Origin of the sequence: Prauserella shujinwangii (assembly GCF_003001955.1) — a bacterium.
Taxonomy (GTDB): Bacteria; Actinomycetota; Actinomycetes; order Mycobacteriales; family Pseudonocardiaceae; genus Qaidamihabitans; species Qaidamihabitans shujinwangii.
In genome coordinates, this window is the sequence record NZ_PVNH01000008.1 from 151,415 (window position 1) to 172,976 (window position 21,562).

At 72.0% G+C, this 21,562-nt stretch carries 16 protein-coding genes; 9 read left to right on the forward strand and 7 right to left on the reverse strand.

What is annotated here, in order from left to right:
- Positions 1 to 16 precede the first annotated feature (16 nt).
- Positions 17 to 847 carry an enoyl-CoA hydratase-related protein gene (locus B0I33_RS19830; protein ID WP_106180327.1) on the forward strand — a complete coding sequence of 277 codons (831 nt, stop codon included), beginning with the start codon at positions 17 to 19 and terminating at the stop codon, positions 845 to 847.
- Positions 848 to 856: 9 nt separating this feature from the next.
- Entirely contained in the window at positions 857 to 1,468 is a 612-nt protein-coding gene (locus B0I33_RS19835; RefSeq protein ID WP_106180328.1) for an acetoacetate decarboxylase family protein, read from the forward strand.
- Positions 1,469 to 1,473: 5 nt separating this feature from the next.
- Here B0I33_RS19835 and B0I33_RS19840 read toward each other — a convergent pair whose 3' ends face one another.
- Complete coding sequence (locus B0I33_RS19840) at positions 1,474 to 2,481, reverse strand: AraC family transcriptional regulator (protein WP_106180538.1); 1,008 nt, start codon at positions 2,479 to 2,481, stop codon at positions 1,474 to 1,476.
- A gap of 124 nt (positions 2,482 to 2,605) precedes the next feature.
- Here B0I33_RS19840 and B0I33_RS19845 point away from each other — a divergent pair, with 124 nt between their 5' ends.
- From B0I33_RS19845 to B0I33_RS19870, 6 genes are all read left to right on the forward strand, one after another.
- Positions 2,606 to 4,093, forward strand: a complete 1,488-nt coding sequence (locus tag B0I33_RS19845) for a flavin-containing monooxygenase (RefSeq protein WP_106180329.1) — start codon at positions 2,606 to 2,608, stop codon at positions 4,091 to 4,093.
- Between the two features lie 248 nt (positions 4,094 to 4,341).
- Positions 4,342 to 7,170, forward strand: coding sequence for a ribonucleoside-diphosphate reductase subunit alpha (locus B0I33_RS19850; RefSeq protein ID WP_106180330.1), 2,829 nt, complete (start codon positions 4,342 to 4,344; stop codon positions 7,168 to 7,170).
- Positions 7,171 to 7,193: 23 nt separating this feature from the next.
- Complete coding sequence (locus B0I33_RS19855; protein WP_106180331.1) at positions 7,194 to 8,267, forward strand: ribonucleotide-diphosphate reductase subunit beta; 1,074 nt, start codon at positions 7,194 to 7,196, stop codon at positions 8,265 to 8,267.
- A gap of 217 nt (positions 8,268 to 8,484) precedes the next feature.
- A complete protein-coding gene (locus tag B0I33_RS19860) occupies positions 8,485 to 9,936 on the forward strand; it encodes a cytochrome P450 (protein ID WP_106180539.1) in 1,452 nt (483 codons plus the stop codon).
- 315 nt (positions 9,937 to 10,251) lie between these two features.
- On the forward strand, positions 10,252 to 11,994 hold the full coding sequence (locus tag B0I33_RS19865; protein ID WP_245900854.1) for a GGDEF and EAL domain-containing protein: 1,743 nt from the start codon (positions 10,252 to 10,254) through the stop codon (positions 11,992 to 11,994).
- Positions 11,995 to 12,018: 24 nt separating this feature from the next.
- The gene (locus B0I33_RS19870; RefSeq protein ID WP_106180333.1) at positions 12,019 to 12,486 is read left to right on the forward strand and encodes a peroxiredoxin; all 468 of its coding nucleotides are present in this window, start codon (positions 12,019 to 12,021) and stop codon (positions 12,484 to 12,486) included.
- A 53-nt stretch (positions 12,487 to 12,539) separates the two neighbouring features.
- Here B0I33_RS19870 and B0I33_RS19875 read toward each other — a convergent pair whose 3' ends face one another.
- From B0I33_RS19875 to B0I33_RS19890, 4 genes are all read right to left on the reverse strand, one after another.
- Positions 12,540 to 13,712, reverse strand: coding sequence for an LCP family protein (locus B0I33_RS19875; protein WP_106180334.1), 1,173 nt, complete (start codon positions 13,710 to 13,712; stop codon positions 12,540 to 12,542).
- A 97-nt stretch (positions 13,713 to 13,809) separates the two neighbouring features.
- On the reverse strand, positions 13,810 to 15,033 hold the full coding sequence (locus B0I33_RS19880) for an SAM-dependent methyltransferase (RefSeq protein WP_106180335.1): 1,224 nt from the start codon (positions 15,031 to 15,033) through the stop codon (positions 13,810 to 13,812).
- A gap of 50 nt (positions 15,034 to 15,083) precedes the next feature.
- On the reverse strand, positions 15,084 to 15,782 hold the full coding sequence (locus B0I33_RS19885) for an alpha/beta hydrolase (protein WP_106180336.1): 699 nt from the start codon (positions 15,780 to 15,782) through the stop codon (positions 15,084 to 15,086).
- Between the two features lie 102 nt (positions 15,783 to 15,884).
- Complete coding sequence (locus tag B0I33_RS19890; protein ID WP_106180337.1) at positions 15,885 to 17,759, reverse strand: ABC transporter ATP-binding protein; 1,875 nt, start codon at positions 17,757 to 17,759, stop codon at positions 15,885 to 15,887.
- A gap of 193 nt (positions 17,760 to 17,952) precedes the next feature.
- Between B0I33_RS19890 and B0I33_RS19895 the strand changes: the two genes are divergently transcribed.
- Complete coding sequence (locus B0I33_RS19895) at positions 17,953 to 19,266, forward strand: glycosyltransferase 87 family protein (protein WP_106180338.1); 1,314 nt, start codon at positions 17,953 to 17,955, stop codon at positions 19,264 to 19,266.
- Here B0I33_RS19895 and B0I33_RS19900 read toward each other — a convergent pair.
- Both B0I33_RS19900 and B0I33_RS19905 read right to left on the reverse strand, forming a co-directional pair.
- On the reverse strand, positions 19,253 to 19,462 hold the full coding sequence (locus B0I33_RS19900; protein ID WP_005437638.1) for a helix-turn-helix domain-containing protein: 210 nt from the start codon (positions 19,460 to 19,462) through the stop codon (positions 19,253 to 19,255). The two genes, B0I33_RS19895 and B0I33_RS19900, sit on opposite strands and share 14 nt — an antisense overlap.
- 271 nt (positions 19,463 to 19,733) lie before the next feature.
- On the reverse strand, positions 19,734 to 21,362 hold the full coding sequence (locus tag B0I33_RS19905) for an ABC-F family ATP-binding cassette domain-containing protein (RefSeq protein ID WP_106180339.1): 1,629 nt from the start codon (positions 21,360 to 21,362) through the stop codon (positions 19,734 to 19,736).
- Positions 21,363 to 21,562: the final 200 nt, after the last annotated feature.

Here is a 21,562-nt window from a genome sequence, read left to right on the forward strand (position 1 = left end):
ACCGTGGGGAGACGCCGTGCCTGACTACGCCGAAATCACCTACCGGGTGGCCGACCACGTCGCCACCGTCACGCTGCACCGCCCCGAGGCGCGCAACGGCTACACCGTGCGCATGGCCGACGAGCTGGCCGACGCCTTCGCCCGCGCCGACGCCGACGAGGACGTCCGGGTGGCCGTGCTCACCGGGGAGGGCAGCGACTTCTGCGTGGGCGCCGACCTGTCCCAGGGCGGCTTCGACTTCGACGAGACCGGCCCGGGCGCGCACTGGCAGGAGCCCGCGGGCCGCGTGTCCAAACAGGTGTTCGCGATGAACAAGCCGGTGATCGCGGCGATCCGGGGCGCGGCCATCGGAGGCGGCATCACGATCACCCTCTCCGCCGACTACCGGCTGGCCGCCACCGACGCGCGGTTCGGGTTCGTGTTCACCCGGCGCGGCATCTACCCGGAGGGCGCCTCGGCGTGGTTCCTCCCCCGGCTCGTCGGGCTCGGCAGGGCGATGGACTGGATGATCAGCGGGCGCGTGTTCGACGCCGAGGAGGCGCAGGCCGCCGGACTCGTGCACCGGCTGCACGAACCGGAGCGGCTGCTCGACGCCGCCTACGAGCTCGCCGCCGACCTGGTGGCGAACACCGCCCCGGTCTCGGTGGCCGTCACCAGGCAGCTGTTGTACCGGATGTCCGGAGTGGACTCCCCCGCACCCGTGCACGAGGTGGACTCCCGGCTCATCGCGAGCATCCCCACCAACCCGGACGCCGTCGAGGGCGTCCTGTCCTTCCTGCAGAAGCGGCCGCCGACGTTCACCCAGCGCGTGAACGACGACCTGCCGGACTTCCTGCCCTGGAGGTGAACAGTGTCGATGCCCGAGTACCCACCCGAACCGTGGCACCTCGCCGGGCAGGCGTACCTTTCGGTGTGGACGGTGCCGCGCGCCGACCTGCCCCGCGTGCCCGCCGAGGTCACGCCGGTGACCCTCGGTGGCCGCGCGATCGTCTGGACCGCCTGGATCGACTACCGGCCGCCCGGCGCGCTCGCGTACCACGAGCTGCTCGCCGCGGTGGTCGTCCGCAACGGACTGCGCGCCACCGCCACCATCACCGAGATCTGGGTGGACAGCGAGGTGTCGCTCGCCGGCGGACGTGCGCTGTGGGCGATCCCCAAGGACCTCGCCACGCTCGAGTTCCGGCACGGGCGCGGGTTCGCCGCCGCCGCGAGCACCGCGTCCGGCTGGATCGCCACCGCCGCGTTCGTCCCGCGCGGCGTCCCGGCGCCCGCGCCGCCCGCGGGGTTCTCGATCGCGCAGGCGGCCGCCGAGGGCGTCCGGACCAGCGCGGTGCGTTCGGCCGGGCGGCCGCAACCGGCCACGGCGAGCTGGAACGTCAACGCGGACGGCCCGCTCGGCTATCTCGCGGGCCGCCGCCCGCTGGCGAGCGGGCACCTGAAGGACTTCCGGATCCGGTTCGGCGGGTAGGCCGCTCACGAGCGGGCGGCGCGCGGGCTGGTTCCCTTCCAGCGCCGGAACGCGTGGATGAAGCTGGAGGCCTCCGCGTAGCCGAGGCGGTAGGCGATCTGCTCCACCGACAGCGCACCCGTGGCCAGCAGCTCCTCAGCGAAGGCCTCCCGCACCTCGTCGGCCAGCGCCCGGAAGCTCGTGCCCTCCGCGGCCAGCTTCCGCCGCAGTGTCCGCTCGGTCATCCCGAGCCCGGCCGCCACCTCCGCCATGCCGGAACGCAAGCCGCCCGGCGCCAGCAGGCGGTCCCGCACGACCCTGGCCACACCGGTGCGCTCGCGGCGGCGGGCCAGGAGCTGCCCGCACTGCTGCTCGCACAGCGCGGCGGTGTGCTCGTTGGCCTGCGGCATGCGCCGGTCCAGCAGCTCACGGGGGAACACGACGCCACTGCTCGCGCAGCCGAACTCCGGGACGGTGCCGAACACCTCCGCGAACGGCGCCGGATCGGCGGGTTCGGGCAGCCGCAGCCGCACCGCCCGCGCGGGCAGCGGAGTGCCGAGCAGCTCCCGGATGAGCGTGAAGATCGCCGCCATGTCCCTCGCCAGCAGGAACGGCCGCACGTCGGAGGGCACCGCCTCGTCGTGGCAGCACAGCTGCGCCAGGTCGCCGTCGCCGCGCAGCTCGGGGACGCAGAACACGAACGTCAGCTCGACGTAGCGCAGGGCGACCTCGACCGCGTCGCGCACGGTGCCACTGCTGATCACCGCGTAGCCCCAGATGCCGTAGGACGTGGCGTGGTACCGCTGGCCCGCCCGCAGCCCCAGCTCCGCCGGGTCGTCCCCGGACGCGGCGAGCAGGTTGCGCACGACGGCGAGCTCCTGGTGCGCCTCCACCTGGCCCAGCGGGTCCCGCGCCGTGGCGGCGTCGATGCCCGTGCCACGGAGCACACGCTCGCCGGGCACGCCCAGCTCCTCGGCGAAACCGGCGAGCAGCGCGACGCTGCCGACGCCCCGCGGGAAGTCCCAGTCGGTCACCGGGGGACGCCGCACCTCCACCTGGGCACCGTCGACGTCGTCCACCGTCACGTGTCCGAAAATATCAATATCTTGTCCGCCCTGCCGCTGGAGGCATCCCCGGTGGCGACCTAGCCTTCCCGGCATGACGACCGTGAACTCGCCGAACGACACCGTCCGCACCGGTGCGCTCATCATCGGCGCCGGTTTCGGCGGCGTGGCGATGGCGATCGAGCTGCGCCGCTCCGGGTTCCACGACTTCGTCATCCTCGAGAAGGCGGACGACCTCGGCGGCGTCTGGCGCGAGAACACCTATCCCGGCGCCGGGTGTGACGTGCCCTCGCCGCTGTACTCGTTCTCGTTCGAACGCAACCACCTCTGGCCGCGCCGCTACTCGGCGCAGCCGGACATCCACGCCTACCTCGACGGCACCGCGCGCAAGTACGGCGTGACCTCCCACATCCGCTTCGGCACCGAGGTGACCTCGGCCGAGTTCGACGAGGCCAGTGCCCGCTGGCGGGTGCGCACCGCGGACGGCGGCGAGTACTCGGCGCGGGTACTGATCCCCGCCACCGGACAGCTCTCCCGGCCCGCGTTCCCCGCCATCCCCGGCATCGAGACGTTCCGCGGCCGCTCGTTCCACTCCGCCGAGTGGGACCACGGCTGCGACCTCACCGGCAAGCGGGTGGCGGTGATCGGCACGGGCGCGAGCGCGATCCAGTTCGTGCCCGAGATCCAGCCGAAGGCCGCGCGGCTGACCGTGTTCCAGCGGTCCGCGCAGTACATCATGCCCAAGCGCGACCACGCCTACCGGCGCTGGCACCACCGGCTGTTCCGCGCGCTGCCGTTCGTGCAGACGCTCGACCGGCTGAGCTTCTGGCTCTACGCCGAGTTCGCCCAGCAGTGCCTTTCCCGGTGGCAGGTGATGATCCCGGTGTTCAAGAAGCAGACCGAGAAGCACCTGCGCGCGCAGGTCGCCGACCCGAGGCTGCGCCGGAAGCTGACGCCCGACTACGAGATCGGCTGCAAGCGCGTCCTGTTCAGCAACGACTACTTCCCCGCACTCACGAAGTCCAATGTGGAACTCGTGACCGAGCGGATCGCCGAGATCACACCGGACGGCGTGCGGACCGCCGACGGCACGGAGCACCCTGCCGACGTGATCGTCTACGGGACCGGTTTCGCGGCACTCGACCTGCTCGCGCCCATCAAGATCCACGGACTCGACCACCGCCCGCTGTCCGAGGCGTGGAGCGAGGGCGCGCGGGCGCACCTCGGCATCACCGTGCCCGGGTTTCCCAACATGTTCCTGATGTACGGCCCGAACACCAACCTCGGCGGCGGTTCGATCATCTACATGCTGGAGAGCCAGGCCCGGTACGTGCGCGACGCGGTCCGCAGGCTCACCGCGCGGCCCGGCGCCTACCTGGACGTCCGGCCCGAGGCCGAGCAGCGCTGGGACACCGAGGTGCAGCGGCGCCTCGCCCGCTCGGTGTGGACCCGCTGCAGCAGCTGGTACCGCAACGAGCACGGCCGGGTGGTCAGCAACTGGCCGGGACGCACCGCGGAGTACCGCAGGCGCACCCGCGGGCTCGACCCCGCGGACTTCCGGGTGGGCACCGCGCGCACCTGACCCCGATCGGGTCACGTGGGGAAGACCACCCCGACACGCGATCATATTGGGGTCCACGACCTGACCCACCCCAACATGTAGTCTCCTGCGAGCCGGTGGCGCACGGCCGGGCTCAACGGTGAGCCCGGCCCCGCGCCCTGCCAGAGCCAGGGCGCGAGCCCGCCGCAGCCATACCGAACACCGCCCTGCCGCCCGCGCGCCCACCGGCCCGCGGGCCGGCCGAACACACCCTTTTCCAGGAGCCGCGCATGTCCGTGGGGACCTCCTCCACACCACCGTCCACGACCGAAGCAGCAGCGCCGCCCGTGCGGGTGATCCGCAGGGACGGCAGCGGGTCGCCGTTCGACCCCGGCAAGATCTCGGTGGCCATGACCAAGGCCTTCCTCGCGGTCGAGGGCGACGGCGCCGCGTCCTCCTCGCGGGTGCACCACGTCGTCGCCGAGCTCACCGGGCAGGTCGAGGCCTCCCTGCTCCGGCACGCCGGGGCGGAACCGACCCTGCACATCGAGCACATCCAGGACATGGTCGAGCTCGCGCTGATGCGCGCGGGCCACCACAAGGTCGCCCGCGCCTACGTGCTCTACCGGGAGGAACGCGCCAGGGCCCGCGCGGCGGAACGGCCAGGGCCCGCGCGGCAGGACATCCGGGTCAGGGCAGGCGACGGCACGGTGGCGCCGCTGGACTGGGAGCGCGTCACGCGCGTCGTCGCCGAGGCCGTCGCCGGGCTGCCCGGTACCTCGGCCGAGCCCGTGCTCACCGAGGTCCGGCGCAGCCTCTACGACGGCATCACCGCCGACGAGCTTTCGCTCGCGCAGGTCATGGCCGCGCGCACGCTCGTCGAGCGGGAGCCCGCGTACTCGAGCGTGAGCGCCCGCCTGTTGCTGGACCGGCTGCGCGGCGAGGCACTCGGCCACCTGGCGGGCGGGCCCCGGCAGGCGAACCAGGCCGAGATGGCCGAGCGGTACCCGGCCTACTTCCGCGACTACGTCCGGCACGCCGTCGGGCTGGAGCTGCTCAGCCCGGAGCTGACGACGTTCGACCTGGACCGGATCGCGGCGGCGCTGCGCCCCGAGCGGGACCTCGACTTCGGCTTCCTCGGCCTGCAGACCCTCTACGACCGCTACTTCCTGCACGAGCACGGAGTGCGCTTCGAGCTGCCGCAGGCGTTCTTCATGCGGGTCGCGATGGGTCTCGCGCTGCGCGAGGACGACCGCGAGGCGCGGGCGATCGAGTTCTACGAGCTGCTGTCGTCCTTCGACTTCATGGCCTCCACGCCAACCCTGTTCAACTCCGGGACCACCCGCCCCCAGCTGTCGTCCTGCTTCCTGACGACCGTGGACGACAATCTCGACGCGATCTTCCGCTCCTACCGCAACAACGCCCTGCTGGCCAAGTACTCCGGCGGGCTCGGCAACGACTGGACCCCGGTCCGCGGGCTCGGCGCGCACATCAAGGGCACCAACGGCCGCTCCCAGGGCGTCGTGCCGTTCCTCAAGATCGCCAACGACACGGCGGTGGCGGTCAACCAGGGCGGCAAGCGCAAGGGCGCGGCCTGCGCCTACCTGGAGACGTGGCACATCGACATCGAGGAGTTCCTCGACCTGCGCAAGAACACCGGCGACGAGCGCAGGCGGACCCACGACATGAACACCGCCAACTGGGTTCCCGACGAGTTCCTGCGCCGGGTCGAGGCGGACGGCGAGTGGACCCTGTTCTCCCCCGACGAGGTGCCCGACCTGCACGACCTCTACGGCACGGCGTTCGCCGAACGCTACCGCGCGTACGAGGCGGCCGCGGCGCGCGGCGAGATCGCCGTGTTCCGGACCGTGCGCGCCGTGGACCTGTGGCGGCGGATGCTCACGATGCTGTTCGAGACCGGGCACCCGTGGATCACCTTCAAGGACCCGTGCAACCTGCGTTCCCCGCAGCAGCACGCCGGTGTCGTGCACTCGTCGAACCTGTGCACCGAGATCACCCTCAACACCAGCGCCGACGAGGTGGCCGTGTGCAACCTGGGGTCGGTCAACCTCGCCCGGCACGTGACCGCGGACGGGCTGGACACCGGGCGGCTGCGGCGCACCGTGCGCACCGCGGTGCGGATGCTCGACAACGTGCTGGACATCAACTACTACACGATCCCCGAGGCCCGCCGGTCCAACCTGCGGCACCGGCCGATCGGGCTCGGCGTCATGGGCTACCAGGACGCGCTGTTCACGCTGGGCCTGCCGGTCGCGTCGGACGAGGCGGTCGAGTTCGCCGACCGCAGCATGGAGCACCTCAGCTACCACGCCATCGCCGCGTCCGCCGACCTCGCCGCCGAGCGCGGCCGGTACGAGTCGTTCGACGGTTCCCTGTGGAGCCGGGGCATCCTGCCGATCGACTCGCTGCGGCTGCTCGCCGGGGCGCGGGAGGGCGACGGGCTCGACGTGGACACGTCCACCACGCTGGACTGGGACACGCTGCGGGAGCGCGTGCGCACGGCGGGCATGCGCAACTCCAACGTGCTGGCGATCGCGCCCACGGCGACGATCTCCAACATCTGCGGGGTCGGCCAGTCGATCGAGCCGCTGTACCGCAACCTGTTCGTCAAGTCCAACATGTCCGGCGACTTCACGGTGGTGAACCCGCACCTGGTCGCGAGCCTCAAGGAGCGCGGCCTGTGGGACGAGGTCATGGTGTCGGACCTGAAGTACTTCGACGGCAGCCTCGGCGAGATCGACCGCGTGCCCGCCGACCTGAAGCGGCTGTACGCCACCGCGTTCGAGGTGGACAGCCGCTGGCTGGTCGACGCGGCGTCGCGGCGGCAGAAGTGGATCGACCAGGCCCAGTCGCTGAACCTCTACCTGGCGTCGCCGAGCGGCCGCAAGCTCGACGAGCTGTACCGCCACGCGTGGCGCAAGGGCCTCAAGACGACGTACTACCTGCGGACGCAGGCGGCCACGCACGTCGAGAAAAGCACCCTGCGGGGCACCGACGGCAAGCTCAACGCCGTTCCCGTCGCCCCTGCCGCGCCCTCGCCCTCGCCGGAGCCCGCCGCGTGCCGGGTCGACGACCCCGGCTGCGAGGCCTGCCAGTGAACCATCCACCGCAAGGAGCAAGCGTGACCACTGTGGACACACCGGACACGACCGGGCTCGGCGAGATCGCCCGCGGCGCCGCTCGCGTCAGCGTCGACGACAAGGCCATGCTGGGCGCCCGCGCCGACGTCAACCAGCTGCTGCCGCTCAAGTACGGCTGGGCGTGGGACAAGTACCTGGCCGGCTGCGACAACCACTGGATGCCCACCGAGGTGGCGATGCAGGCCGACATCGCGCTGTGGAAGTCCGAGGACGGGCTCACGGCCGACGAACGGCGGATGCTCAAGCGCAACCTGGGCTTCTTCGCCACCGCCGAGTCGCTCGTGGCCAACAACGTGGTGCTCGCCGTGTACCGGCACATCACCAACCCCGAGTGCCGCCAGTACCTCCTGCGGCAGGCGTTCGAGGAGGCCGTGCACACGCACACGTTCCAGTACATCTGCGAGAGCCTCGGGCTCGACGAGGGCGAGCTGTTCAACGCCTACCGCGAGGTCCCCTCGATCGCCGACAAGGACGCGTGGGCGCTGCGGTACACCCGCAACCTGGAGGACCCGGACTTCGCGACCGGCACGCCGGAGGCCGACCAGGCCTTCCTGCGTGACCTCGTGGCGTTCTACGTCGTGTTCGAGGGGATGTGGTTCTACACCGGCTTCGCGCAGGTGCTCTCGCTCGGCAGGCGGAACAAGATGGTCGGCATCGCCGAGCAGTACCAGTACATCCTCCGGGACGAGTCGATCCACCTGAACTTCGGCATCGACTGCGTCAACCAGATCAAGCTGGAGAACCCGCACCTGTGGACGCCGGAGTTCCAGCGTGAGGTGCGGAACATGCTCGCCGAGGCGTGCGAGCTCGAGGTGGCGTACGCCCGCGACACCATGCCGCGGGGGATGCTCGGCCTCTCGGCGGAGCTGTGCGAGCAGTACATGCACTTCATCACCGACCGCCGGGCGGGGCAGCTGGGTCTCGAGCCGATCTTCGGGCAGCGGGAGAACCCGTTCCCGTGGATGTCGGAGGCGATGGACCTGAAGAAGGAGAAGAACTTCTTCGAGACCAGGGTGATCGAGTACCGCAGCGGCGCCGCCCTCGACTGGGACTGAGCCAGACCCCCAGGCTACCTTGGTCGCGGCCCACCCGTCTCCCCCCGCCACCCAGGCGGAGACGCTGTGCGCCGCTGCGTTCGATTCACGCGACCAAGGTGGCCTTGGGGGACCACCCGCGACCTCCGGCACCGAACGGTTGACGCCTCTTGTCAGATTGCCAACAGTACGGGACCGTGGAGGCGGTTGCTCCGACAGCGAATACGGGGTGGTGACGATGACGTCGGCCGTCGGCAGGATGACGGGGACCATCAGGGAACGGGTGCCCACGCTCACCGCCCTGCCCCTGCCCAGGGCGGTGGACCGGCGCATCCTCGCGAAGCGGTGGCCCGTGCGCGAGCTCGCCGCCCCGCCCGCGGGCAGCGGCCTCGAACCGGTTCTCGGCGACGAGGGCCCGCCGCTGATCGGGCACACGCTCGACTTCATGCGCTACGGCGTCGACTACGCGCTGCGGCGCATCGAGCTGTACGGCCCCGTCTTCTGGTCCGGCGCGTTCGGCCGCCGGATCGTCACCCTCGCCAGCCCCGAGGCCACCCAGATCGCACTGGTGAACAAGGACAAGGCGTTCTCCCAGGAGGGCTGGCGGTTCTTCATCGAGCGGTTCTTCCACCGGGGACTGATGCTGCTCGACTTCGGCGAGCACCACATGCACCGGCGGATCATGCAGGAGGCGTTCACCCGCGACCGGCTGGTGAACTACGTCGGCCAGATGGGGCCCACGCTCCGGGCCGGCATCGCCGACTGGGAGTCGAACCCGGCTCCCCGGCTGTACTGGTCGCTCAAGCAGCTGACGCTCGATGTCGCCACGCGCGTGTTCATGAACATGCGCAGCGGCCCCGAGGCCCACGCGGTCAACCGGGCGTTCGTCGACACCGTCCGCGCGGCCACGGCGGTGGTCCGTCTTCCGGTCCCCGGCGGGCGCTGGGCGGCAGGCCTGCACGGGCGCAAGGTTCTGGAGAGCTACTTCGCCCGCAACCTGCCCGCCAAGCGCGCGGCCCCGGGCGACGACCTGTTCTCCGCGCTGTGCGAGGCCACCACCGAGGACGGCGAGCGGTTCACCGACGCCGACGTAATCAACCACATGATCTTCCTGATGATGGCCGCGCACGACACCTCGACCATCACCAGCGCGGCCGCCGCGTACTACCTCGCCAGGTACCCGGAGTGGCAGGAGCGGGCGAGGGAGGAGTCGCTCCGGCTCGGCGACGACATCCCGGACATCGAGGCGGTCGAGAGCCTGCGGACGCTCGACCTGGTGATCAAGGAGGCGCTCCGGCTGGTGGCGCCGGTGCCGAGCCTGTCCCGGATGACGGTCAGGGACACCGAGGTACTCGGCCGGTACATCCCGGAGGGCACGCTGGTCGGGGTCTCCCCCACCGCCAACCACTTCGACGCGCGGTACTGGACCGACCCGCACACGTTCGACCCGGAACGCTTCGCCGACGACCGCAGGGAGGACAAGTCACACCGGTACGCCTGGCTGCCGTTCGGCGGCGGGGCGCACAAGTGCATCGGCCTGCACTTCGGCACGCTGGAGGTGAAGCTGCTGCTGCACGAGATGCTGCGGGCCTACCGCTGGACCGTGCCCAGGGACTACACGGTGCGGTGGGACTACGTGTCACTCCCCGTGCCCGTGGACGGCCTCCCCGTGCGGCTGCACCGCCGGTGAGCGGCGGCGACGGACACGCGTGATCATCACACAGCGTGTTCCCCGCAGGACACACCACCACCCTTTCAGCCGGTAGACATGGCGGACGGGGCATGATGCGGTATCAAGGCTCTCGGCCGACCCACGCCGATCCGGGGTTCCCCGACCTCCTGACGGCGGTGTGTCGGCCCTCATCGCTTCCGGGAGAGGTGAAGTGTGCCGGAACCTGGTGGCGCACCAGGGGTGGAGGAGATCGTCCGGAGATGGGCGGCGACGCTCGCTGACGCGGAAGGGGTAACACGACCCGGCGACGAACTCGAACGAGTCCTCCGCGCGGTGGCCGAGGAGTCCCGTGCGCAGGCTGACGCCGAACGGGAAGCGCTGGTCCATCGCTTCGCGGCGTTCTACGACGCCGCCCCGATCGGCGTGGCGCTCACCGACCGGGACGGCCGGATCGTCGACGCCAACCCGGCGCTGGCCAAGATGCTCGGCCGCCAGGTCGACGACCTGCGCGGCACCCCGGTCACGGAGCTGGCCGAGTCCGCCGCCGACGCGGAGCTGATCCGGGCGGCGTTCGCCGACCTCGGCACGGTGCGGCGGCCCCGCGTCCGGGAGCCGCTCGATCTCGCCTCCGCCGAGGACGACGTCCCGGTGCGCGCGAGACTGACGATCGCCGGGCTGCCCGGCAGCGAACGGGAGCCGGTGTACCCCGTCCTGATGTTCGAGGACGTCAGCGAGCTCGACCTGCTGCACGAGACCCTGCGCAGGCAGACCGTGCACGACCAGCTCACCGGCCTGCCCAACGCGGGCAGCTTCGTCAACCGGCTCGAGGCGACGCTCGCCGGTTCCGCGGACGGCGAGCAGATCGCACTCGTCTACCTCGACATCGACGGCTTCAAGGTCGTCAACGACGGGCTGGGACCCGGCGCCGGTGACGAGATGCTGCGCCACGTGGCCCGCAAGCTCAGGGCGGTGTTCACCGACCACGAGGCCTTCCTCGCCCGGCTCTCCGGAGACGGCTTCGCCGTCCTCCTGCGCGGGAACCTGACCAGCACCGACGTCATCGACCTCGTCGAGGAGGCGATGGCGGAGCTGGCCGAGCCCATCTACCTCGGCGGCCGGGGCGTCGGGGTCAGCGTCAGCGTCGGCATCGTCGTCCGCGAAGCCGCCGGGCAGACCCAGGAGGACCTGCACCGGGCCGCCGAGATCACGCTGCACCGCGCCAAGGAGAACGGGCGCGCGCAGTGGATGCTGTTCGAGCCGGAGCTGGACCGGTGGGACCGCCGCCGCTACGGCATCGGAGCCGTGATCGCGGGCGGGCTGGAGAACGGCGAGTTCGAGATCGAGTACCAGCCGACCGTCAAGCTCGACGGCAGCAACGAGATCGCGGTCGTCAACGCCGCCCTGCGCTGGAACCACCCCGAGCACGGGCAGCTGCGGCCCCGCGAGTTCTACCCGCTCGCCGACACGACCGGCATGACGCTCGCCCTCGGCCGCTGGCTGCTCGCCGCGTCCCTGCGCCAGGCCGCGGGCTGGCGCGCCGAGTTCGGCCCCGCCGCGCCGGACCTGTGCCTGCCACTGCCCAACCGGCTCGCCATCGACAGCAACCTCGTCGGGCTGGTCCGCGACGAGCTGAAGGAGACCGGGTTCCCGCCGGGGAAGATGCGGCTGTGCGCCGATACCAGGGCGCTGCTCGACCCGCGCGGCGAGGCGCTCGAGGCGCTGTCCGTGCTGTCCGAGCTGGACGTGCAGATCGCGATGGTCGTCACCGGGGCCGCCGACCTGGAGCTGATCAACGCGCAGAAGCTGCCCGTGGGGTTCGTCGTGGTGTCGGGTCCGCTCGTGGACGCCTTCGCCGACGACGAGCCCGACGCCGCGGGCGCCCGCACGCACCTGGCCACGCTGCTGCGGCGCTGCCGGGAGCTCGGCCTGCACCGGGTGGGCGCCGAGAACGTCCGCGGCCTGGAACACGCCCGCAGGTTGCGCGAGGTCGGCATCGTCGCCGCCCGCGGGCCCGTCTTCGGCGGGCCGGTCACGTCCGCCGAGGTCGAGGCGCTGATCCGGAAGAACGCCGGCTGACCCGCCCTGCCGTATTCTCCAGCCATGCGACACGGTGATCTGGCGCCCGACTTCACGCTGCCCGACGACCAGGGGACGCAGCGCAGGCTCTCGGAGTTCCTGGAGACGGGACCGGTGGTGCTGTTCTTCTACCCGGCCGCCATGACGCCGGGGTGCACGGCAGAGAGCTGCCAGTTCCGCGACCTCGCGGCCGAGTTCGCGGAGGTCGGCGCCCACCGGGTCGGCATCAGCCCGGACGCGGTCGGCAAGCAGCGTGAGTTCGCCAGCACGCACGGCTTCGACTTCCCGCTGCTGTCCGACCCCGAGGGGGAGGTCGCGGCGCAGTTCGGCGTGCGGCGCCGGTTCGGCCCGCTGCTCACCCGCAGGCACACCTTCGTCGTCGACACGGACCGCCGCGTGCTCGCGGTCATCAAGAGCGAGCTGCGGATGAGCGTGCACGCCGACAAGGCACTCGAGGTGCTGCGCGCCCGGCCGCGGAACTCACGTCCCTGAACGCGGCACTCGCGGCCCCGAACACGGCACTCGCGTTGCCGGGCGCGGCACGGTCAGTTGACGATCACGCTGTCCGGCACCGGGGTGTCGTTGCGCAGGGCGTCGAGCAGTTGCTGCGACTTCGCCTCGTCCCAGTACTCCGCCGAGGCCGACGTGGTCGGCATCGTCGTGGTGACCACGCCCCCGCCGGAGATGCCGCGCATCGCCCACGCGAGCCCGACCAGGTGGTGCAGGTGGTCGCCGGAGTCCATGGTCAGCGCGTCGGGCGCCGAGGACAGCAGCGGGAACAGGTGGAACGGGTTCAGCAGCGTGGCCGGACTGGCGATCTCGTCGGCCAGCGCGCCGATGAACTTCCGCTGGTTGGCCACCCGGTCGAGGTCCGAGCGGGGGGTGGCCGAGCTGTAGCGCATGCGGACGAACCCGAGTGCCTGCGCGCCGTCCAGCGTCTGCTCGCCGGCGGGGATCACCACGCCGGTCTTGGTGTCCTTCATCCGCTCCGGGATGGTCATCTCGACCCCGCCGACGGCGTCGACGATGTTGGCGAACCCGCCGAACCCGATCTCCGCGTAGTGGTCGATGCGCAGTCCGGTGGCCTGCTCGACGGTCTGCGCGAGCAGGGGTGCGCCCCCGAACGAGAACGCCGCGTTGATCTTGTTGGTGCCGTGGCCGGGGATCTCCACCTGGGAGTCGCGCGGCAGGCTGAGCAGTGTCGGCGCCGTGTCGTTGTCGGGGATGTGGGCGATCATGATCGTGTCGGTGCGCTGGCCGCCGGAGTCGCCGGTCGACAGCCTCGCCTGCTCCTCCGGGTCCAACCCGGCCCTGGAGTCCGAGCCCACGATCAGCCAGTTGGTGCCCTCGGCCGCGGCCGGCTTGCCGTCGTACTCGGGCAGCGCGTCGATCCGGTTGATCGAGAACTCCAGGTAGACCCAGGTGCCCGCGACGAACAGCACGAGCACCATGAACAGGCTCAGCGCGACACGGCCGAAGGTCCACTTCTTCCGCTTCGGCTTCCCGCCGCCGGGCGGCGGGCCCTGCCGCGCGGGCGGCGGCTGGTGGGGCGGCGGCGCGACCCGAGTGCGCTGCGGTGGGCGCTGCCGCGCGCCCTCCCTCCCCGGCACGGGGAGCATCTGCGCACGCTGGTGCTCCCGGGGACCGCGGGGCGGCTGACGGCGCCCTGGATGGGGCCGCTGCCCGCCGCCGTGCCCGCCGTGTCCGCCGTAGGTCATCGCCTCTCCCGATTCGGTCTCCGGCCGTGTCGCCGCCTAGTGAACCGCACTCCCCCGGTGTGTGGACGTGCGGCACCCCGATCGGGTTGTGCGCACGTCAGCCGAACGAGAACTGGTGGACCTTGAGGTAGCCGGAGCGGAAACCCGCCTCGGAGTACGCCAGGTAGAACTCCCACATCCGGCGGAACACGTCGTCGAAGCCGAGCTCGGCCACCTCGTCCCAGCGGTGCAGGAACCGCTCCCGCCACTGCCGCAGGGTACGCGCGTAGTCCTGGCCGAACTCCCGGACCGCCCGCGGCCGCAGCGCGGTGTGCTCGGCCACGCCCTGCCGGATCGACTCCACCGAGGGGATCAGGCCACCGGGGAAGATGTACTTGTGCATCCAAGTGTACGAGGACGCGGCCGCGAGCATCCGGTCGTGCCGCATGGTGATCGCCTGGAGCCCGAACCGGCCCCCGGGCCGCAGCCGCCTGCCCACGGCGCCGAAGTAGTCGGGCCAGTACCGTGCGCCGACCGCCTCGATCATCTCCACGCTGACCACCGCGTCGTACTCACCGGTGGCCTGCCGGTAGTCCTCCAGCCGCACCTCGACGCGGTCGCCGAGGCCCGCCTCGGCGACCCGCTTGGTGGCGAGCGTGCGCTGCTCCTCGGACAGCGTGAGGGACGTGACGTGCGCCCCGCGCGCGGCCGCCCGGATGGCGAGCTCGCCCCAGCCGGTGCCGATCTCCAGCACCCGGCTGCCCTGGCCGACGCCGGCGTGGTCGAGCACACCGTCGATCTTGCGGCGCTGGGCCGCGACCAGGTCGTCGCCGGGGCCGAACAGCGCCGACGAGTAGGTCATCGTCTCGTCCAGGAACAGCCCGAACAGCTCGTTCGACAGGTCGTAGTGCCGGTGGATGTTGGACCGGGCGCCCTCGATCGTGTTGGACTCGGCGGCGGGCTGCCCGCGGTCGACGAACCGGCGGAAGCGCTGCAGCGGAGGCGGGACCAGCGTCGCCATCCGCTCGGCGAACGGGGTGAGCACGGCCGCGGGATCCGCTGCCGACCAGTCGCCCGCCATGTAGGCCTCGCCGAAGCCGATCTTGGCGTCGACCCCCAGCCGGTGGAAGAACGTCTCCGGCCGGTGCAGCCGCATCTCGGGAGCCCCGGGGCCGCCCGCGCCGAGCCGGGTGCCGTCGGGGAAAGTCACCCGGACGTCCAGTGCCCGCACGGCGCGCCGGAACAGCGCCTCGGCGATTCGGGCGCGGAACACGGAGCGGGGCGGGGTCTTCAGGCCGGGCCAGGCGTCCGTGCCGGGCCGGTCGACGCTCGAGGTGGTCAAGGCACTCCTTCCGCTGGAGTCACCCGGCCGGTGCGGCGGGGCGACATCGGTCAGAGAGGTATTCGCAGCCGATGCGGTGCGGGCTTGGTCCACGCCGAGGCGAGCGGTTCGCCGTCCGTCACCGGCATCCCCAGGGTGGCCAGCGTGAACCCCGTCACCAGGCCGGTCCAGACCGGGGAGCGGCGCAGCATCGCGTGCCCCTCGTCCGCCACCTCGAACCGGGCGATCCGGGCGGCGGTGGCCTGGGCGCGGTCGGCGAAGGCGCGGGAGTCGGCCGGCCCGGTGATCCGGTCGCGGGTGCCGTGCACGATGAGCACCGACCGGCCGCGCACGGCGTCCACCGGCTCGTCGCCGGGTGTCCACGGGGCCAGGGCGCACACCCCGACGACCGCGGGGTCGTCGGCCACGCGCAGGGCCACCCGACCGCCCATCGAGTGCCCGACCAGCACCACCGGGGCGCCGGGGAACTCCGCGCGCAGGCGGCCGAGTGCCCAGCGGGCGTCCCGCACCGGGTCGAGCTGCGGCGCGTTCCAGCCGCGGACGCGGTTGCGCAGGAGCGCCACCGTGAGCCCGTGCCGGCGGCCCGCGGCCGACAGCGCCCTGGCCAGCGGGACCATCCGGAGGTAGGCCAGCCGCCACGGCCGCACGGAGGCGACGCCGAACTGAGCCCCGCCGTGCAGCACGAGCGCCACCGCGCGAGTGCCGCTCCGTGCGGGGCGCACCGTCAGCACCGGTTCGTCCCTGACCATCCACCCACTCCTCGTCTCCGCTTCCGGTGTTCTCCTGCCCCCAGGGCCACCTTGGTGGCGTTCACCGCAACCAAGGTGGCCCTGGGGGCCGATGCCCGGACGTCAGGCGGCGGCGTGTTCCCGCTCACCCTCGCTGAACTGCGTGCGGTACAGCTCGGCGTACCTGCCGTCCGCGGCGAGCAGTTCCTCGTGCGTGCCGCGCTCGACCACCTCGCCGTCCTCGACCACGAGGATCAGGTCGGCCGCGCGGACGGTGGACAGCCGGTGGGCGATGACCAGCGCGGTCCTGCCGTCGAGCGCGTCGGACAGGGCCTCGCCCACCGCCACCTCGGACTCCGAGTCCAGGTGCGCGGTGGCCTCGTCGAGCACCACCACCCTCGGCTGGGCGAGCAGCAGCCGCGCGATCGTCAACCGTTGCCGCTCGCCACCGGAGAGCCGGTAACCGCGCTCACCGACCAGCGTGTCGAGCCCGTCCGGCAGCGAGCGGACGAGCGCCGCCAGGCGTGCCCTGCCGAGCGCGTCCCACAGCTCCTCCTCGCCCGCGTCCGGCCGGACGTAGGTGAGGTTGGCGCGGATCGTGTCGTGGAACAGGTGGCCGTCCTGGGTGACCACGCCGACCGTGCGCCGCAGGTCCGTGAACGCGAGGTCGCGAACGTCCACCCCGGACAGCCGGACCGCGCCGGAGTCGACGTCGTACAGGCGCGGCAACAGCGACGCGATGGTGGACTTGCCCGCCCCCGACGAGCCCACGAGCGCCACCATCTGGCCCGGCGCCGCGTGGAAACTGACGCCGTGCAGCACCTCCTCGCCACCCCGGTTGTCCAGTGTGGACACCTCTTCCAGCGAGGCGAGCGAGTAGCGGTCGGCCGACGGATAGCCGAAGCGCACGTCGTCGAACTCGACGGAGACGCCACCGGCGGGCAGCGGCACGGGGTCGGGCCGTTCCTTGATCATGGGATCGAGGTCGATCACCTCGAAGACGCGTTCGAACGACACCAGCGCCGTCATCACGTCCACGCGGACGTTGGCCAGCGCCGTCAGCGGCGTGTAGAGCCGGGTGAGCAGCAGCGCGAGGGCCACGACCGTGCCCGCCGCGAGGTCGCCGCGCAGGGCGAGCCAGCCGCCGAGCCCGTAGACGAGCGCCTGCGCGAGCGCCGACACGAGGGTGAGGCTGGTCATGAACCAGCGGGTGAGCATCGCGGTGCGCACACCGATGTCGCGGACGCGCCCCGCGCGGGCGGCGAACTCCGCGGACTCGGCGCGCGGCCTGCCGAACAGCTTGACGAGCGTCGCGCCCGGCGCCGAGAACCGCTCGGTCATCTGCGTGGTCATGGCGGCGTTCAGCTCGGCGGACTCGTGCTGCAGCGCGGCCATCCGGCGGCCGATCCGCCGCGCGGGGAGCACGAACACCGGCAGCAGCACCAGCGCGAGCAGCGTGACCTGCCAGGACAGCGTCACCATCACCGCGAGCGAGAGAACCAGCTGGATCACGTTGGTCACCAGACCGGACAGCGTCGCGGTGAACGTCCGCTGCGCGCCGATGACGTCGTTGTTCAGCCTGCTCACGAGCGCACCCGTGCGGGTACGGGTGAAGAACGCGACGGGCATCCGCTGGACGTGCTCGAACACGGCCCGGCGCAGGTCGAAGATCAGCCCCTCGCCGATGCGCGCGGACTGCCAGCGCTCCACCAGGCCGAGCGCCGCGTCGGCGATGGCGAGCCCGGCGATGGCGAGGGCCAGCCAGGCGACCGTGGCGGCCGCTCCCCCGCCGACGATGACGTCGACGACCCGGCCCGCGAGCAGCGGGGTGCTCACGGCGAGCACCGCGGAGACGACGGTGAGGCCGAGGAACACGGCGAGCCGCGCCCAGTGCGGCCGGGCGAAAGCCGCGACCCGCCGGACCGTGCCCCTGCGCAGTCCCTTCGGCGTGTCCGCCGACCGCATGGCCCCGTTCAGCAACGACCAGGTGTTGTCCACGACCCCCAACCTTCCCGCACCGACCGCAAACCTCGACTATAGTCAAGGTTGTTGACCCATCTGAGCTGCACAACGCAGTGTGCTGGGAGATCCTTCCCGACGCCACCGACATTTTCCGGCACCGCGGGACACCCGGCGCGGGCCATCGCCTAGCCTGGGTCCGACCGGCGGGCTCGACAGCGGAGGGGAACACGTGTCGGCACCTGGGGTTCCACGGTGGCTGCACCGGAGCTGGGCCGAGCGTCCGCTGCCCCTGGACGCCGCCTTCTACCTGCTGTGCTGCGGGTACGCCGGCACCGTCGCGCTCACCAACGAGTTCTTCGGTTTCCGCGTGTGGGGCGCCTTCGCCGCGGCGGGGTACGGGCTGGCGCTGCTGCACACCGTCGCGCTGCTGCTTCTCCCCGCGCGACCCCGGGACCGCGCGCCGTGGTGGCGCTCCCGCTGGACCGGGGTCGCCGCGGCCGGCACGGTCGGGATGCTGGCGCCCCTGGCCACGCTCGTCGTGCGCAGGCTCGGCGGCGGCGACTGGCAGGAGGCGCCGGGGGCCTGGAGCGCCCAGCCGGAGGTCTGGGTGATCGAGCGGTCGGCGAGGCTGCTGCTGGAGAACGGGACGCCCTACGTCGACGTCTCGGCCCTCGGCCGGGCACCCCACTGGCTCGACTACACGCCGTACGGGCCGGTGATGGCCGTGTTCGGGATGCCGAGGGCTCTGTTCGGCGGCACTCCCCTCGGAGCCGCGCTCACCGACGCCCGGATCGTGTTCGCGCTGGTCGCCGCCGGGTGCGTGGTCGCGGCGCTGCGGGTGCTCGGCACGCGCGCCGTGCCGGTCCGCGCCGCGCAACTGGCCCTCGTCGGCCCGTTCACCGCGCTGACGTTCGCGGTGGCCGGACCCGACCTCGCCATGCTCGGGCTGCTCCTCCTGGCGGCCGCCCTCGCCGCCACCGACCGTCCCGTGCCCGCGGCCGTCACGCTCGCGGTCGTGACGAGCGCGAAGCTGATCGTGCTGCCTGCGGCCGTGGTGCTGGGCTTCCTCGTGCTGCGCAGGCTCGGCGGCGGCGCGCTCGGCCGCTACGCCGCCACGTTCGGCGCCGGGTGCGCCGTGCTGAACGTCCCGGTGCTGCTGGCCGACCCGGCCGCGTTCACCGAACACGTCATCCGGTTCCCGGCCGGGCTGGGCGCGGTCAGCTCACCCGCGGCGAGCCCGCTGCCGGGGCACCTGATCGCCGAGACGGGCGCGGCGGGCAAGGCCGTCGCACTCGCCCTGCTCGGTGCGGCCGCGTTGGCGGTACTGGTCTGGCTCGTCCGGCGGCCACCCGGGACGGGTGCCGACGCGCTGCTGCGCATCGCGGTGGGGTTGGGCGCGTTCACCCTGCTCACCCCCGCCACCCGGTTCGGCTACCTGGTGTACCCGGTCGTCCTGCTCGGCGCGGTGTTGTTCTTCCCGGGCAGGCCGGACACCAGGGACGAGGGCGATCCGGACGCGTGTGCCGCCGCTACTTCTTCTTGACCCGGGTCGCGCCGCCGCGGCCGCGGAGCTGCACTCCCGATTCGGAGAGAACCCGGTGCACGAATCCGTACGAGCGTCCGGTGGACTCGGCGAGGGCCCGAATGCTCGCGCCCTTCTCGTATTTCTTCTTCAGATCGGCGGCTAGCTTGTCGCGCGTGTTTCCGGTGATGCGCGCGCCCTTCTTCAGGTCAGCCACGTCAATCCACCTTCCAAACCTTCCGCCCCGGTCGGGTAATTCGGGCCACATTCGACCCCTGCCTGCCGCAATGATCGAACAGACAGCCGCCGAATGCCAGACGGCGAGGCAAAAACCTCCGAAAACCCGGCCATATTGGGCCGATTCAGTGCTTGCTCACCCGCAACTAACGAGATCGGCCGGAAGAACGTCTCAGCGCCCGGCCCGCCCCTCGTGCGTGTTTTCCGTGGTGCGGACCACGTTCCTCACTCACGAGCGGTGACCAGGCGTTTCAGGCGAGCTGCACGAGCTCCAGATACTCCTCGGACCAGTGGTCCTCGGTGCCGTCCGGCAGCAGGATCACCCGCTCCGGTTCGAGGGCCTCGACCGCGCCCGGGTCGTGCGTGACCAGCACGACGGCACCCGTGTAGCTGCGCAGCGAGTCGAGCACCTGCGCGCGGCTGGCCGGGTCCAGGTTGTTGGTGGGCTCGTCGAGCAGCAGCACGTTGGCCGCGCTGGACACCAGCCCGGCCAGCGCCAGCCGGGTCTTCTCCCCGCCCGAGAGGGTGCCCGCGGACTGGTCCAGCTGCTCGCCGCTGAACAGGAACGAGCCGAGCAGGTTCCGCAGCTCCTGCGCCCCGGTGTCCGGCGCGAGGTGCCGGGTGTTCTCCCACACGGACGCGTCGTGGTCGAGGGTCTCGTGCTCCTGGGCGTAGTAGCCGAGCCGGAGCCCGTGCCCGGCGACGACCCGGCCCGTGTCGGGCGTCTCCAGCCCGCACAGCAGCCGCAGCAACGTCGTCTTGCCCGCGCCGTTGAGACCGAGGACCACGACCTTGGAACCGCGGTCGATCGCGAGGTCGACGCCGGTGAAGATCTCCAGCGAACCGTACGACTTGGACAGTCCCTCGGCGGTGAGCGGCGTGCGCCCGCACGGCGCGGGAGCGGGGAACTTGATCCGCGCCACCTTGTCGGACTGCCGCTCCTCGTCCAGCTCGGCGAGCATCTGCTCGGCGCGGCGCGCCATGTTCTTCGCCGCGACCGCCTTCGTCGCCTTGGCCCCCAGCTTCGCGGCCTGCTGCTGCAGCGCCGCCGCCTTCTTCTCCGCGTTGGCCCGCTCGCGCCTGCGGCGCTTCTCGTCGGTCGCCCTCGCGTCGAGGTAGCGCTGCCACGACATGTTGTACGTGTCCAGCTCGGCCCGGGTGGCGTCGAGGAACCACACCTTGTTCACCACCTCGCCGAGCAGCTCGACGTCGTGGCTGATCACGACGAGACCGCCCTCGTGCGCCTTGAGGAAGCCGCGCAGCCAGCTGATCGAGTCGGCGTCGAGGTGGTTGGTGGGCTCGTCGAGCAGCAGCACCGTGTCCGAGCGGCCGCCCGCGCCCGCCTCGGAGGCGGCGAACAGGATGCGGGCCAGCTCCACCCGGCGGCGCTGACCGCCGGACAGGGTGCTCAGCGGCTGCGCCAGGATCCGCTCCTCGAGCCCCAGGTTGGCGCAGATGCGGGCGGCCTCGCTCTCGGCGGCGTACCCGCCGAGAGCGGCGAAGCGCTCCTCCAGCCTGCCGTAGCGGCGTACCGCGCGGTCCCGCTCGGCCTCGTCGACCAGCTCGGACATGGCGGTCTGCGCCTTCTCCATGTCCCGCACGAGCGTGTCGAGCCCGCGCGCCGACAGCACCCGGTCCTTGGCGGACAAGGAGAGGTCGCCCTCGCGCGGGTCCTGCGGCAGGTAGCCGAGGTCGCCGCCGACGTGCACCTCGCCCGCGTACGGCTCCCCCTCCCCCGCCAGGACGCGCAGGGTGGTGGTCTTGCCCGCACCGTTGCGCCCGACGAGGCCGATGCGGTCGCCGGGCTGGACGCGCAGGGTGGTGCCGGACAGGAGGATGCGCGAACCGGCACGCAGTTCGAGGCCCGTGGCCGTGATCAAAGGAGACTCCGTGGTGAGGGGAACGTCGGAAACCGGACAGCGCGAGACACCCGCGCGGGGCGGGGACAGCTATTCCAGCCGGACGACCACGACACCCAGTGTACGGACCGGGGTCCACCGGTTTTCGCCCCGGTGACCCGGCTCACCCATCCCCCGGCGCCACCTCCCCAATGTGGCATCGGTTGCGTTCGGCGCACCCA